This is a genomic window from Stenotrophomonas sp. YJH_SMC_105-26, assembly GCF_059368915.1.
The window spans coordinates 1-14,903 of record NZ_JCAFSD010000001.1 but is presented as its reverse complement, the minus strand read 5'-3'; the positions used below and the strand labels follow the sequence as shown (position 1 = coordinate 14,903).

Here is a 14,903-nt window from a genome sequence, read left to right as displayed (position 1 = left end):
CGCAATGTTCAGTGACTGCCGGCGACGGCGGTCCTGCGCTTCTTGTCCAGCATCACCGCCACGCACCACAGCAGCAGGCCGCCGATCGCGGTAGCCGCGCCGACATAGCCGGTACTGGCCGGACTGAAGCCGGCGCTGATTGCCATGCCGCCCAGCCACGGGCCGAGTGCGTTGGCAGTATTGAAAGCGGCGTGGTTGGAGGCCGCCGCCAGCGTCTGCGCCTCACCGGCCACGTCCATCAGGCGGGTCTGCAGCACCGCCGCCAGTGCGCCCATGGTGCCGACAGTGATGATCATCGGGCCGATGGTCCACACCGACTGTGCGGCCAGCGGATACAGCAGCAGCATCACGATCGACCACAGCAGCACCACGGCGGCGGCCTTGAAGTGGAACTTGTCCACCAGCCAGCCACCGGCGATGTTGCCGATGATCGCGCCGATGCCGAACACGCCCACCGCCAGCGGCATCCACGATTCGGCCACGCCGGTGACCTGCACCAGGGTCGGTGCCAGGTAGGTGAACACGCAGAACATGCCGGCGAAGCCGACCGCGCCGATCGCCAGCGCCAGCCACACCTGGGACGTGTTGAAGGCGCGCAGCTCGCGCATCGGCGAGGTGCGTACTTCATCCGGGTCCGGCAGCAGGAAGCGCGCGATCATCGCCACGGTGGCGATGGCCAGCACGCTGACCAGGGCAAAGGCGGTGCGCCAGCTCAGCTGCTGACCCAGCCAGGTCGTCAGCGGGTTGCCGACCAGGATCGCGATCGACAGGCCCAGCAGCACGCGTGACATCGCCTGGCCGCGCTGGCCTGCGGGACTGATCGCCGCGGCCACCAGCATCGCCACGCCGAAGTAGGCGCCATGCGGCAGGCCGGCAACGAAGCGCGCCACCAGCATCGTGCCGTAGTTCGGTGCCAGCGCGCTGGCCAGGTTGCCGACCGCGTAGAAGCCCATCAGTGCCAGCAGCAGCTTGCGGCGCGGGCAGCTGGCGCCGACGAAGGCGAGGATCGGGGCGCCGACCACCACGCCGATGGCATAGGCGCTGATCAGATGCCCGACCTGGGTTTCGGAAATCGACAGGCCGCGGCTGATCTCCAGCATCAGGCCCATGCTGGCGAACTCGCTGGTGCCGATGGCGAAGCCACCCAGTGAAAGGGCGAGGATGATCAGGGTGCGCTGGCGGGGCGTCAGCCGCGCAGCCAGGGAAGAGTTGGGGCTCATGCGGGGGCGCGATGGGGGGCGGGAGCCGCCCATTGTACTGCTGCACTGCAGCAGGAGCAGCAGCACTCAGGGTAAATCAGCGTTTGATCGGTGACACGCCGGCCCGCCGCGCCTCGTCGCGCCCGGCTCAGATGCCCAGCGCCGCCCGGGCATGAGCGTACTTTCCGTGCAGGCGCGCGGCCGTCGCCGCATCGAGCATCGCCAGCCGCTGCGGATCGGCGTTGTCATCCAGATCGGCGCGCTTCACTTTCAGTGCCAGCGGGTGGGCGGCAATGCGCGCGTAGTAGCTGTCCGCGTCGGGTGCTGCATCGCGGTTGAGCAGTTGCACCGCCTCGCGCAGCGGTGCGGGAAATACCTCGATCCGCGCGGCAAACGCCGGGCAGTCCTCGGCCACGTCATGCAGCCAGGCCACCACTTCGGCGTCATCGTCGCCGCACACCGCAGCCGCCACCCGCGCCACATGGCCGATGTAAGGCTGGCCGGCCTTGTCGATCTGCCCCGCGTGGGCCTCGGTGGCCAGCGTGCGGGCAAGTGCTACCCAGTCCGTTGCGGTCTCCTTGGATATCCGCGCACAGTTTCGCGCAGAAGCCGCAGCGGTTGTGGATGCGCCCATGACGCTGCCACCGGCATGATGGCGGGGCAGGGGGCGCAGTGTTGCCCCGACTAGGAGGAGTGCGATGCAGGAATTCAGGCATGTGCTGGAAACCCGTGGCCGCTACCAGCTGGTAGCGGTGTCCCACGAGCCGGTGTACGCTCCCGGCGATGTGGTCGGCCATGCGGTCGTCGCCGACGATGGGGATCGTCTGACCGACCTGATATCACTGGCCGAAGCGCGCCAACGCTTGCTGCAACTGGTGCGTGAAGAGGGCGAGGAGCCCGGGCTGGAAAACGAGAACCACCTGCGGAAGAAGGCGTCGCGCTGGCGCCACCGCTAGGCCGTCGCGCCGCGTGCGCATCATGGAGGATTCGGGTGTTGCCCAGTAAGAAGTATCTGCTCATCGCCATCATCACGCTGGCGACCCTGTTGCTTGGTTTCGTGTTCTCCGGCTACTTGACCTTGCTGTTCCTGGGGCTGGACACCCAGCTGTTCACCTGGAACACCTACTACCAGTACGTCCACGCCATCGGCCAACCGCAGGTCGCGCCTTTCGTGGGCAAGATCAAATGGGCGGGCTACGTAGGCTTCGGCCTGCCCCTGCTGGTGCTGCTGGTGGCCGGCCTGGTGCTGCTGCTGAAGAAGGACAAGCTCTCGCTGCACGGCGACGCGCGCTTCGCCACCGGTGCCGACCTGGCCAAGCACGGCATGTTCAAGAAGACCGGCCAGAGCATCGTGGTCGGCAGCCATGGCGGCAAGCTGGTGCGCCTGGATGGCCAGCAGTTCGTGATCCTGGCCGCGCCCACCCGCTCGGGCAAGGGCGTGGGCGTGGTCATCCCGAACCTGCTGGAGTACGGCGAATCGCTGGTGGTGCTGGACATCAAGCAGGAGAACTTCGACCTGACCAGCGGCTGGCGCGCCAGCCAGGGCCAGGAGATCTACCTGTTCAACCCCTTCGCCGAGGACCGGCGTACGCACCGCTGGAACCCGCTCAGCTACGTCTCCGACGATCCGGCCTTCCGGGTGTCGGACCTGATGAGCATCGCCGCGATGCTGTACCCAGACGGGGCCGAGGACCAGAAGTTCTGGGTCAGCCAGGCACGCAACGCGTTCATGGCCTTTACCCTGTACCTGTTCGAGAACTGGGACGACGAGCGCAGCAGCGGTTTCCCGGGCGGCGCCGGCACGCCCACGCTCGGTGCGGTGTACCGTCTGTCCTCCGGCGACGGCACCGACCTGAAGAAGTACCTCAAGACCCTGTCGGAGCGACCGTTCCTCAGTGCCAATGCCCGTTCGGCGTTCGCCAACATGCTGTCGCAGGCCGATGAGACCTTCGCCTCGATCCTGGGCACCTTCAAGGAGCCGCTCAATCCCTGGATCAACCCGGTGCTGGACAAGGCCACCAGCAGCAACGACTTCCTGCTGACCGACGTCCGCAAGAAGAAGATGACCATCTACATCGGCATCCAGCCCAACAAGCTGGCCGAGAGCCGGCTGATCATCAACCTGTTCTTCAGCCAGCTGATCAACCTCAACACCAAGGAACTGCCCAAGTCCAACCCGGACCTGAAGTACCAGTGCCTGCTGCTGATGGACGAATTCACCTCGATCGGCAAAGTGGAGATCATCGCCTCGGCGGTCTCCTACATGGCCGGCTACAACATCCGCCTGCTGCCGATCATCCAGAGCATGTCCCAACTCGACGCCACCTACGGCCGGGAAGTCTCTCGCACGATCATCACCAACCACGCGCTGCAGATCCTGTACGCGCCGCGCGAACAGCAGGATGCCAACGACTACTCGGACATGCTGGGCTACACCACGGTGCGCAGGAAGAACGTCACCCATGCCCGCGAGAAGACCCACAACTTCACCGAGGAACGGCGCGCGCTGATGCTGCCGCAGGAGCTGAAGGCGATGGGGCCGGACATGGAGGTGTTCCTGTACGAGGGGATACCTCACCCGGTGAAGTGCGACAAGATCCGGTACTACAAGGATCGCTACTTCACCTCGAGGTTGCTGCCGAAGGTGGACGTTCCGATGCTGAACGTCTAATTCACGTCGCTGAATTTGTGATCACCATTCGTAGTTAAGAATGTGAATTCGTGATTTCGGTCAAGAATTTGGCATTTGTTCATGGATTTTCCGACTTGTCTGACATGGAATTGACGCGTGGTTGTGCGACCCTGTGCATGTCGTTCAGAAATGTGTGATGGATGGCAGATGTTGTAGAGCAGGGTGGCCAGGAGTTTGTGCCATGAAACAAGGATGGTTTCGACGTTGGTGAGGTATGCGGGTGTGTCGTCGGCAGTGTCTGGCGGCCCCGCGACTTGGTTGGCAGCCGTTGGCTGCAGGGGAGCCGGAGCAGGTGTGCTGCCAGTCAGTGCGTCGCTCCGATTCCGGCGTGCGCGACGCAGCGCCGGACGACCAGGGGGCCAATGCTCGGGACTGCTTTTTCGTACGTCAAAGTGAAGCCCGTATGAATCAGGCGTTTATCGCGAAAATGTCCATCGCCGCAGTGGCGGCGTTGATGGTGGCCGGTTGCGCCACCAAGTCCGCTCCCGATTTCGGAGGCCGCTGGAAGCCGGTCAACCGCTTTGCTGCGGCACCCACCGAGATCCCGCTGTACTCCAGCTACGTCTACCAGGCCTCGCCGATGGATGGCACGCTCAAAGCCATGCTCGAGCGCTGGGCCAAGGATTCCGGACGTACGCTGGATTACCGCCTGAGCTCGGACTTCACCCTGTACGGCGCGGTCTCCAGCATCGACACCACCAACGCTCAGCAGGCCGTGATCGATCTGACAGCGGCCTATGCAGCGCAGGGCATCTCCGTCTCCATCGTTGGCAACCAGATCGTTGTGCAGAGCGCTGGCTCGACGCCGACCGCGTCGGCACAGGGCGCTGATTCCAACAGCGGCACCTGAGTCCACCTCGAAATCATCGAACGTGCTGCTCCCCGCGCCTGTCGCAGGGGTGCCACGCCCATTGATGTTTCAGCAGTACGGAAGAATCCATGTTCCGCAAGAAGGATCCCGGCAATAGTCCCAAGGTCGAGCAGTCGGTCGCCAAGGCGGTCAGCTACGAGATCACCGTGGCCGACATGGCGCGCCGCAGCGAGCGGCGTGCGTGGTGGGTCGCCACAGGCTCGTTGCTGATGTCGCTCGCACTGGCGGGCGGCTACTACTACATGCTGCCGCTGAAGGAAAAGGTGCCGTTCCTGGTCATGGCCGATGCCTACACGGGTACGGCGACCGTCGCGCGGTTGAGTGGCACGTTCCAGGGCGAGACGATCACCACCAACGAAGCGATCAATCGCAGCAACGTCGCCCAGTACGTGCTCGCGCGCGAATCGTATGACTCGGCGGTGATGGGCCTGCGTGACTGGGAACTGGTGTTCGTGATGTCCACCGATCCGGTGGCGCAGTCCATGCGTGTCCGCTATGCGGGCAACAATCCGCAGAACCCGTTCGTGATGTACGGTCGCGAGCGCGCCATCCGGGTCAAGATCCTCAGCATCACGCCACTGGGGGCCGAGCCGAACGGCAGCTTCCGCGGCGCTTCGGTGCGCATACAGCGCAGCCTGCTGGACAAGCGCACCGGCGTCTCTACCTACCTGGACAACCAGCTGGTGACGATGCGCTTCAGCTACAACCAGAACCTGGCGCTGTCCGAACAGGATCGCATCCTGAACCCACTGGCGTTCCAGGTCACCGAGTACCGCGTCGACAACGACTACTCGCGTGGCGTGCCGGTGCCGGATGACGGCGCCATGCAGGCACAGGCGCAGCAGGCCGCGCAGGCCGCGCAGCAGGCACAGGGTGTCTACGATCCCAATAATCCTGCGGCGGCCACGATGATCGATCCGGCCACCGGCCAGCCGGTCGCGGCTCCGGTCAACGGCCAGGTGCCGGGCCAGGCAATGCCGGGCCAGCCGGTACAGGGCCAACCCATGCCGGGTCAGCCGGTGCAGGGGCAAGCAATGCCGGGGCAGGCCATGCCCGGACAGCCGGCCATGAGGCCGGCGCAGAACAATTCCACCGGAACTGCTGATGGAGCAAGCAACCGATGAGTAGTCGAAATATCAGGGGAAGCGCGCTGGCGCTGCTGTCGATGTTGTCGTTGCTGTTCTCAGCAGCGGCGATGGCGCAGGCGGTTGACCACTACGAGTACGAGAAGGACCGTATCTATCCGGTTCGCACCGGCCTGGGCCTGACCACCCAGATCGAGTTGAGCCCGAACGAGAAGATCCTCGACTACAGCACCGGCTTCAGCAGCGGCTGGGAACTGACCCGTCGCGAGAATGTGTTCTACCTCAAGCCGAAGAACGTCGACGTCGACACCAACATGATGGTGCGCACCGAGACCCATTCCTACATCTTCGAGCTGAAGGTGGTGGCCACCGACTGGCGCCAGCTGGAACAGGCCCGTCGTGCCGGTGTGCAGTACAAGATCGCCTTCGTCTATCCGAACGACACCGTGTTCGGCGTCGCCCAGGAAGCGGTCGAGGAAGAGGCCAAGCCGTTGTTGAGCTCGGAACTGGCCAAGGACCGCCAGTACAACTTCAACTACTCCTATTCGACCAGCAAGGCGAAGAAGATGGGGTGGCTGATCCCGGTCAACGCCTATGACGATGGTCGTTTCACCTACCTGAAACTGCCGAATTCGCCGGAGTACAAGACCGGCATCTTCCCGGCGGTGTTTGGTCGTGAAACAGAATACGGTGAAGACTTCGTGGTCAACACCACGGTTGAAGGCAATACGCTGATCGTGCACGGGACACACCCGTACCTGGTCATCCGCCACGGCGACTTCGTCGTCGGCCTGCGAAGGAACGTGAAGAAATGAGCCAGCAGAACACTCCCGGAAACGACCCGAACAACGGACGCGACGAGAGCCAGAGCCCGTACGGCGCACAGGGTGCTTCGGACGCGCAGTCGAACCCGTACTTCGGCACGACCCAGGCAGAGCCTGCGCCGGATCTGGATGCGGCCGCGCCGCAGCTGCGCTCGGCCGAAGAGCAGCGGCTGAACCGCAAGGCGCTGCTGTTCCTGGGCGGCATCGTGGTGCTGCTGGTGGCCATGGGTTTCCTGCTGTTCCGCAAGGGCCAGGATGACAAGGACGCTGTGCAGAAGGTGCCGGACGTTGCGCGCGTGTCTACGCCGACTCTGCCGGACGCCGTGCAGACGAGTCCGGTGCCCTCCCAGGCCATGCAACCGGTTGATCCGATTCCGATGACGCCGCCGCTACCGCCGCCGCCGCTGGATTCCACCCCGCTGTTCGTTCCCCAGTCCGATTCGGCGCGCGAGATGGACCGTGGCCCGACTTTGCTGGACCGCCGCATCGGCTCCGGGAGCGGGGTGGGTGGTGGTGATGGACAGGATGGCAACGGGAGCAATGGCGGCCGCGGCATGGATGAGTACACCCGTGCCATGCTGGCCCAGCTGCCCAACAATCAGGCGGCGCCGGCAAAGGTTCGCCGCGGCCCGGACGTCGAGGATGTCTCCAGCGCCACCTACATCCAGAGCCCCGACGCGCTGCTGGTGCGTGGCACCTACCTGCGTTGCGTGTTGGAAACCCGAATCATCACCGATCTCGCCGGCTATACCTCGTGCCTGCTGACCGAGCCGGTGTACTCGATCAACGGTCGCAACCTGCTGCTGCCGAAGGGCTCCAAGATCTATGGCGCCTACGGCGGCGGTCCGATGGGCAAGCGCGTGGAAGTGATCTGGGATCGCATCACCACTCCGAATGGCATCGACGTTGCGATGTCCAGCCCGGGCGTGGATCAGCTGGGTGGCGCCGGTCATCCGGGCCAGTACAGCGCGCACTGGGGCAGCCGTATCGCCTCGGCGCTGATGATCAGCCTGATTTCCGATGCCTTCAAGTACGCAGCCGCCGAACACGGTCCGGAGACCACCACCATCGCCAATAACGGCATGACGGTGCAGTCGCCCTATGAGAGTGCTACCGCACGCACGATGGAGCGCCTGGCCAACGAGGCACTCAGCAGCAACCGTCGTCCGCCGACCGTCACCATCAACCAGGGCACGATCGTGAACGTCTACGTCGCCAAGGACGTCGACTTCACCAACGTGCTGCACCCCCGCCGGTAACCCAACGAACGATCATGGACGCCGAAGTGTCACCCCTCGCCCTCGTCTCCAGCGATTTCCTGCGCTATCAGTACGAAGTGCTGGGCATCGCCGAGTACATGACGTCTCCGGAAGTGACGGAAATCTGCATCAACCGTCCCGGTGAGCTGTACCTGGAAACCCGGGCGGGGTGGCAGCGGGTGGACGTGCCGAGCCTGACCTTCGAGCGGGCCCGGCAGTTCTGCACGGCGGTGGTGAACGAGAGCAACACCGGCCAGCGCATCACCGATGCCGATCCGGTCGTGTCGCTCACGTTCCCCACTGGCCAGCGTGCGCAGTTCGTGATTCCGCCGGCATGTGATGCAGGCAAGGTGTCGATCACCATCCGTCTGCCGTCCAAGCACACCAAGTCGCTCAGCCAGTATCACGAAGACGGCTTCTTCAACCAGATCCTGGAGAGTGATGGCAGCATCAGCGAACAGGATCGCGAGCTGCTGGAGCTGCGCCATTCGCGCGAGTACGCCGAGTTCTTCCGGCGTGCGGTGATGTACCGCAAGAACATCGTGGTATCCGGTGCGACCGGTAGCGGCAAGACCACCTTCATGAAGGCCTTGGTCAACCATATCCCGGACAACGAGCGCCTGGTCACGATCGAGGACGCGCGCGAACTGTTTCTGACCCAGCCCAACGTCGTGCACCTGTTGTATTCCAAGGGTGGACAAAGCACCAGCAATGTCAGCGCCAAGAGCTGCATGGAAGCCTGCCTGCGCATGAAGCCCGAACGCATCATCCTGGCCGAGCTGCGCGGTGACGAGGCGTTCTACTTCATCCGCAACTGCGCGTCCGGTCATCCGGGTTCGATCACCAGCTGCCATGCGGGCAGCCCGGAGCAGACCTGGGACCAGTTGGCGCTGATGGTGAAGGCCTCGACCGAAGGTTCGGGCCTGGAATTCAACGTGATCAAGCGACTGTTGATGATGACCATCGACATCGTCGTGCATATCAAGGCGCATGCCGGCTCGCGCTACATCACCGGCATCGACTTCAATCCTGGGCGTGCCCAGGGGCAGGGGGGCTGAAGGATGCTGCCAGGACTGGAAATGATGGCGTGCCCGGAGATGGCCGTGTCGATGGATGTGATGCAGCACGTCATCAACGTCGAATCGTCGCGCAATCCCTACGCGATCGGCGTGGTTGGCGGTGCACTGGTGCGCCAGCCCAAGGCCTTGGATGAAGCACTGGCGACGGTGCGCATGCTGGAAGAGAAGGGCTACAACTTCTCGATCGGGCTGGCCCAGGTCAATCGCTACAACCTGGGCAAGTACGGCCTGGATTCCTACGAGAAGGCCTTCCAGCAGTGCCCGAACCTGCAGGCCGGTTCGCGCATCCTCGCCGAGTGCTACAAGCGCTCCGGTGGTGACTGGGGCAAGTCGTTCAGCTGCTACTACTCGGGCAACTTCGAGACCGGCTTCCGTCATGGCTACGTGCAGAAGATCTACGACTCGATCCGCCGCGGACAGCAGGTCGCCAGTAATGGTGTCGCACCGATCGACGTGGTCAGTCGGGGGGAGCGCCGCGCGGTGAAGGTCGAGCATCACCCGCAGCTGGCTTCGCCGGCGCAGGCGCGCATCGTTGCTCAATCCAATGGCCCCGTGTACGTGCCGTCGGAAGATCCCGCACGCGCCTATGTCGTGTACCCGTCCACCGGGGCGATGGCGCGGGGCAGCCTCCTGAACATCGCCGACCAGGCACTGTCCAAGGTGGTACTGGGTTCGGTGGATCGGATGATGCAGCCGCAGGCGCAGCCGGCCCAGGCGGGCGCCTATCCGCAGCAGCAGGCCGGCGGCATGCCGCAGCAGCTGCCACAGCAGGGCCCCGCACAGGCGATGGCCATGCCGCAGCAATTGCCGGGCGCGGCTGGCGCCGGCAACGAAGGGCCGGTGATGTTGCGCCCCTGGAGCGAGCGTAACCAGCCTGTGGCCGGTACCGACAATTCGTACAACGCGCCGGTGCAGGCCGCACCGGTGCAGCAGATTCCCGCAGGGGATGCGGCCTTCGTGTTCTGACGAAGTCGTGGTGCGGCCAGTCCCCCGGCTGGCCGATTCAGTTGTGTTAGTCCATCAACAAGGAAATCAATCCATGAAGCGATCCAATCTCGACCTCGTCCAGGCCCAGCGCACGCTGAAGACCCTGCTGATGGCCACGATCTTCGTTGGCGCACTGTTCGCCCCGCAGGTGTTCGCAACCGGCACCGACTTCGGCGGCACCGACAAGAAGGTCTGCGGTTTCTTCTCCAACATCAACGGCCTGCTGAACATGGCCTCGATCGCCGTCGTGACCATTGCGGTGATCTTCGCCGGCTACCAGATCGCCTTCGCGCACAAGCGCATCGGTGACGTCGCGCCGATCCTGATCGGTGGCGTGCTGATCGGTGCCGCCGGCCAGATTGCGCGCATGCTGCTGGGCGAGGGCAGCGACGGCAAGTGCGGTGGTGGCACCAGCACCTCCTACCTGATCAACCACGTGATCCAGTACTACAGTGCATAAGAACGTCGTGTTCCGCGGCTGCACGCGCCCAGCGATGTTCCTGGGCGTCCCCTACCTGCCATTTTTCATGGTGGCAGGTGGGTTGCTGCTGCTCAGCATGTACACGAACTTCTGGTTCCTGCTCACCATTCCGGTGGCGGTCTTCATCATGCGGCAGATGGCCAAGCGTGACGAAATGATCTTCCGCCTGTTGGGCCTGCGCCTGATGTTCAAGCTGAAAGTCCGCAACGTGCAGGAACACGATGGCATGTGGGTATTCAACCCCAACCATTACCGCGACAAGCCGGCCCGAATGGATTGAGGTCCGGATCCGGCCTGGCGGGCGTCTGCGCCCGCCGGGTCTTTTGTAACTCCTTGGCACTACCTCTTTGGAAGCAGTCGTATGTTCAGCCCTGACACCTCCATCAGTGAGTTCATTCCGTTGTCGTCGCATGTCGCTCCGAACGTGGTCAAGACCACGGGCGGCGATTACCTGCTGACCTGGCATCTGGAAGGGCTGCCGTTCGTCGGCCGCGAGGAGTGGGAGCTCGAACATCGCCACAACACGTTCAACCGCCTGCTGCAGACGCTGCGCGCGCCGGATTTCGTCAACGTCGCCTTCTGGGTGCACGACATCCGTCGTCGCCGCACCCTGAAGGGCAAGAGCAACTACAAGCAGCGCTTCAACCAGGATGTGTCCGATCAGTACATGGGCATGTTGTCCTCACAGCGCATCATGCAGAACGAGCTGTACCTGACCATGATCTACCGCCCCGTGGTGGCGGGTAAGCGCTTCGTAGAGAAGTCGGCGAATGTGGACAAGCTGCGCGCCGAGCAGGAGCAGGCGGTCGAAAAGCTGATGGAGCTGGCCGGCAACGTCGAGGCCGTCATCCGGGACTATGCGCCATACCGCTTGGGAATGTACGAGGCCAAGAACGGCGTGGTGTTCTCGGAAACGCTGGAGCTGTTCGGTTACCTGATCAATCGCATCGACGAGCCGGTGCCGGTGCTGTCGGCACCGATCAAGGACTACCTGCCTGTCAGCCGCCATATGTTCTCGGCCAAGACCGGCGATTTCGCGATCAATACCCCCAATGGTGCCAACCACTTCGGCGCCATTCTGAACATCAAGGAGTATGCCGAGGGCACTTACCCGGGCATCCTCAACGGCCTGAAGTACCTCGACTACGAGTACGTCATCACCCATTCGTTCAGCCCGATGGGGCGGCAGGACGCGCTGAAGGTGCTTGATCGCACCAAGGGCATGATGATCTCCTCCGGCGACAAGGCGGTCAGCCAGATCGTCGAGCTCGACCAGGCCATGGATCAGCTGTCGTCCGGCAACTTCGTGCTGGGTGAATACCACTTCATCATGGCGGTCTACGGTGACACCCAGGCCAAGCTGTCGCAGAACGTCGCATCGACCCGCGCCGAGCTGTCCAACGCCGGCTTCGTGTCGACCAAGGAAGACCTTGCGGTCACCTCGTCCTTCTATTCGCAGCTGCCGGGCAACTGGCGCTATCGTACCCGCCTGGCCAATGTCAGCTCGCTGAACTTCCTGGGCCTGTCGCCGCTGCACAACTTCGCCACCGGCAAGCAGCACAACAACCCGTGGGGCGACTGCGTCACCACGCTGCAGACCACCAACGGCCAGCCGTACTACTTCAATTTCCACGCGACCCATCCGTCGGAAAACTCGCTGGGGGAGAAGGCGATCGCCAATACCATGGTGATTGGTAAGTCCGGTACCGGTAAGACCGCGCTGATCAACTTCCTGCTCAGCCAGGTTCAGAAGTACGAGCCGTCACCGACCATCTTCTTCTTCGACAAGGATCGTGGTGCGGAGATCTTCGTGCGCGCCTGCGGTGGCAACTATCTGGCCCTGGAGAACGGCGCGCCGACCGGTTTCAACCCGTTCCAGTGCGAGAACAACGAAGCCAACGTGCAGTTCCTGGCCGACCTGATCAAGGTGCTGGCCGGCAAGCGTGAGTACAGTGCGCGCGAGGAAGAGGACATCTACCGCGCGGTGGAAAGCATGCTCGATACGCCGATGCACCTGCGCAGCATGACCAACTTCCAGAAGAGCCTGCCCAACATGGGCGACGATGGGCTCTACGCGCGCATGCGCCGCTGGACCTCGGGCAATTCGCTGGGCTGGGTATTCGACAATCCGGTCGACACCGTTGATCTGAGCAAGGCCAATATCATCGGCTTCGACTACACCGACATCATCGACAATCCCGAAGTGCGCGTGCCGGTCATCAATTACCTGCTGCACCGCCTGGAGTCGCTGATCGATGGTCGTCCTCTGATCTACGTGATGGACGAATTCTGGAAGATCCTGGATGGCGAAGGTGGCCTGAAGGAGTTCGCGAAGAACAAGCAGAAGACCATTCGTAAGCAGAATGGCCTGGGCATCTTCGCGACGCAGAGCCCGGAGGACGCGCTGAAGAGCGACATCTCGGCAGCGCTGATCGAGCAGACTGCCACGTTGATCCTGCTGCCGAACCCGAACGCCAGCAAGAGCGACTACATGGACGGCCTGAAACTGACCGAGGCCGAGTTCAAGGTGGTCACTGCCCTGGACGAGCGCTCGCGCTGCTTCCTGGTCAAGCAGGGTCACGCGTCCAGTGTGTGCCAGCTCAACCTGCGCGGCATGGATGACATTCTGTCGGTGATCTCGGCGTCCACTGACAACATCGACATCATGCATCGGGTATTGCAGACAGCTGCGGTACGCGCACGGGTGACGGTGGATGAGCTGACGCCGGAACAGTGGCTTGAAGATTTCTACAAGAATCGAAAGGGCTCGGGCAAGGCGGCTGCCGCAGCGCGCGACACTGTTACCTGATCCGCGAGACGGCCTGCCCGAAGACTACGAGTTCCGATCAATGGAGACTGATATGAACAATACCAAGCAAGCTTCCTCGCCCCGCCGCCGCGCGCCCCGTCTTGCAGCGATGACCGTGGCAGCCGTGATGGCGCTCGGCACCGGCAATGTCAGCGCCTGGATTCCCGTGCAGGAGACCGGTACCAGCCTCATCCAGCACCTGCTCAATCAGATCAACACCTACAAGACCGAGGCGACCGTCTACGCGGCCAAAGCGCAGGACGCGGCCGAGTACGTCGAGCAGAACACCCGCTGGATCCGCACGCTGGAGCAGTATCGCCAGGCGCTGATCCAGGTGCAGGCGGCGGTGAACAGCTTCGGCATGCCCGACAGCGCGCCGTTGGTGCCGGTGGCACCGAACTATCTGGTTGCCGAAACCTGCGGCAAGGCGCTGGACTTCAGCCTGGAGTCCGCCTTCAAGGTGTTCGTGTTCAATCCGCAGGCGGATGTGAAGGAGCAGCAGATGCAGATCTGCGTCAACATCCGGATGATGCAGAACCGCAAGTACAACGACGCGATCGATTTCCTGACCCAGACCGTTCCGCGCATCAACAACTCCTTGACCCGCATCCTCAAGATCCGCCTGACCAACAACGATCAGGGCACCGTGCAGGGTGCCGACAGCGAATCGCTCCGCACCGCCAATGACATTGCCGCACTTGCCCAGAGCTGGGAAGCACGGATGAAATCCTATGATGCCTATATCGAGGTCATGGAGGCCAACCAGAAGGTGGTGGCGCAGGCCGCATTGAAGGGGGACCCGACCAAGCAGCTGATCAGCGACATGGTCAAGACCACCGCACTGAAGGCCGCGCTCAGCGTCAAGTGATCGCAGGCCGCTAATACGTAGACATGCGCTGCAAAGCAATGCGGCATTTCATGCAGTAACGGAATTACCAAGGGATTGTGGAAATGACGATCAGGTGGCTGGCCAACTTTGATTTCTCAGGCGGATTGCAGGATCTGCTGGGCTACGCTGTGCGTGTCCAGTCGATCGGCGATTTCGTCTTCTTCAAGCTGATCATGGATTACCTGCGCGACAGGATCAGTGACTACGGCATCGACCTGATGGGGCGCATGATGTCCTGGGTCGGTGGCATTGCCCTGGTGCTGATGACGCTGTGGGTACTGATCCAGGGCTTCCGGATCGTCACCGGCCGCAGTCGCGACTCCATGATGGTGCTGGTGACCAATATGGCGCGCGCGGCGTTGATTGTGAGTGTTGCCACCAGCATGGCGATGTTCGGCAGCAACCTGCAGAAATTCCTCAACGAGGACGTCAAAGGCCTGATCACCCACGTGGTGACCGGCAAGGACCAGCAGCCGGAAGACCAGATCGACAAGAGCCTGGCGTGGATGCAGGTGGCGCTGTCGAGCATTGATGGCATCAAGATCCTGAATGATCCAGGGTTGCAGGCGGACAAGACGCGGGCGCTTTGGTTCATCGGCATGGGCACGGGCGGTCCGGCCGTCACCGCTGGTGCGATGTTGCTGCTCTACGAGGTCGCGCTGGCGCTGTTCATCGGCCTGGGTCCCTTGTTCATTCTGTGTCTGCTGTTCGACCAGACCAAGCAGCTG

General features: G+C 62.9%; 15 protein-coding genes. 13 read left to right on the top strand and 2 right to left on the bottom strand.

Annotated elements, in window-relative coordinates; all coding sequences use genetic code 11:
• Window positions 1–8 precede the first annotated feature (8 nt).
• Both AC5P7F_RS00075 and AC5P7F_RS00070 read right to left on the bottom strand, forming a co-directional pair.
• A complete protein-coding gene (locus AC5P7F_RS00075; RefSeq protein ID WP_142234929.1) occupies window positions 9–1,220 on the bottom strand; it encodes an MFS transporter in 1,212 nt (403 codons plus the stop codon).
• Between the two features lie 127 nt (window positions 1,221–1,347).
• On the bottom strand, window positions 1,348–1,833 hold the full coding sequence (locus tag AC5P7F_RS00070) for a phosphohydrolase (protein WP_239510477.1): 486 nt from the start codon (window positions 1,831–1,833) through the stop codon (window positions 1,348–1,350).
• A gap of 64 nt (window positions 1,834–1,897) precedes the next feature.
• On the opposite strand from AC5P7F_RS00070, the gene AC5P7F_RS00065 reads away from it, so the two are divergent.
• The 13 genes from AC5P7F_RS00065 to AC5P7F_RS00005 form a co-directional block, all read left to right on the top strand.
• A complete protein-coding gene (locus AC5P7F_RS00065; protein ID WP_014647581.1) occupies window positions 1,898–2,155 on the top strand; it encodes a hypothetical protein in 258 nt (85 codons plus the stop codon).
• A gap of 35 nt (window positions 2,156–2,190) precedes the next feature.
• Entirely contained in the window at window positions 2,191–3,870 is a 1,680-nt protein-coding gene (locus AC5P7F_RS00060) for a type IV secretory system conjugative DNA transfer family protein (RefSeq protein ID WP_164077065.1), read from the top strand.
• A 424-nt stretch (window positions 3,871–4,294) separates the two neighbouring features.
• Window positions 4,295–4,741 carry a hypothetical protein gene (locus tag AC5P7F_RS00055; protein WP_032957008.1) on the top strand — a complete coding sequence of 149 codons (447 nt, stop codon included), beginning with the start codon at window positions 4,295–4,297 and terminating at the stop codon, window positions 4,739–4,741.
• An 89-nt stretch (window positions 4,742–4,830) separates the two neighbouring features.
• The gene (locus AC5P7F_RS00050) at window positions 4,831–5,886 is read left to right on the top strand and encodes a VirB8 family type IV secretion system protein (protein ID WP_049408147.1); all 1,056 of its coding nucleotides are present in this window, start codon (window positions 4,831–4,833) and stop codon (window positions 5,884–5,886) included.
• Window positions 5,883–6,662 carry a TrbG/VirB9 family P-type conjugative transfer protein gene (locus AC5P7F_RS00045; RefSeq protein WP_014037652.1) on the top strand — a complete coding sequence of 260 codons (780 nt, stop codon included), beginning with the start codon at window positions 5,883–5,885 and terminating at the stop codon, window positions 6,660–6,662. The genes AC5P7F_RS00050 and AC5P7F_RS00045 overlap by 4 nt, the downstream gene beginning before the upstream one ends.
• Window positions 6,659–7,930 (top strand): TrbI/VirB10 family protein, encoded by a 1,272-nt coding sequence (locus AC5P7F_RS00040; RefSeq protein WP_049442499.1) that lies wholly within the window; start codon window positions 6,659–6,661, stop codon window positions 7,928–7,930. The genes AC5P7F_RS00045 and AC5P7F_RS00040 overlap by 4 nt, the downstream gene beginning before the upstream one ends.
• A gap of 14 nt (window positions 7,931–7,944) precedes the next feature.
• The gene (gene virB11 / locus AC5P7F_RS00035) at window positions 7,945–8,988 is read left to right on the top strand and encodes a P-type DNA transfer ATPase VirB11 (protein WP_164077064.1); all 1,044 of its coding nucleotides are present in this window, start codon (window positions 7,945–7,947) and stop codon (window positions 8,986–8,988) included.
• A 3-nt stretch (window positions 8,989–8,991) separates the two neighbouring features.
• On the top strand, window positions 8,992–9,975 hold the full coding sequence (locus tag AC5P7F_RS00030; RefSeq protein WP_069118279.1) for a lytic transglycosylase domain-containing protein: 984 nt from the start codon (window positions 8,992–8,994) through the stop codon (window positions 9,973–9,975).
• A gap of 73 nt (window positions 9,976–10,048) precedes the next feature.
• The gene (locus AC5P7F_RS00025) at window positions 10,049–10,456 is read left to right on the top strand and encodes a TrbC/VirB2 family protein (RefSeq protein ID WP_046431329.1); all 408 of its coding nucleotides are present in this window, start codon (window positions 10,049–10,051) and stop codon (window positions 10,454–10,456) included.
• A complete protein-coding gene (locus AC5P7F_RS00020) occupies window positions 10,449–10,757 on the top strand; it encodes a VirB3 family type IV secretion system protein (protein WP_019660289.1) in 309 nt (102 codons plus the stop codon). The genes AC5P7F_RS00025 and AC5P7F_RS00020 overlap by 8 nt, the downstream gene beginning before the upstream one ends.
• Before the next feature lie 81 nt (window positions 10,758–10,838).
• Window positions 10,839–13,286, top strand: a complete 2,448-nt coding sequence (locus AC5P7F_RS00015) for a VirB4 family type IV secretion/conjugal transfer ATPase (protein WP_164077063.1) — start codon at window positions 10,839–10,841, stop codon at window positions 13,284–13,286.
• A gap of 52 nt (window positions 13,287–13,338) precedes the next feature.
• Window positions 13,339–14,154: a hypothetical protein gene (locus tag AC5P7F_RS00010; RefSeq protein ID WP_053495377.1), complete on the top strand. Its 816-nt coding sequence runs from the start codon at window positions 13,339–13,341 to the stop codon at window positions 14,152–14,154.
• Between the two features lie 83 nt (window positions 14,155–14,237).
• On the top strand, window positions 14,238–14,903 hold a 666-nt coding region (locus AC5P7F_RS00005; protein WP_495204142.1), incomplete at its 3' end, for a TrbL/VirB6 family protein.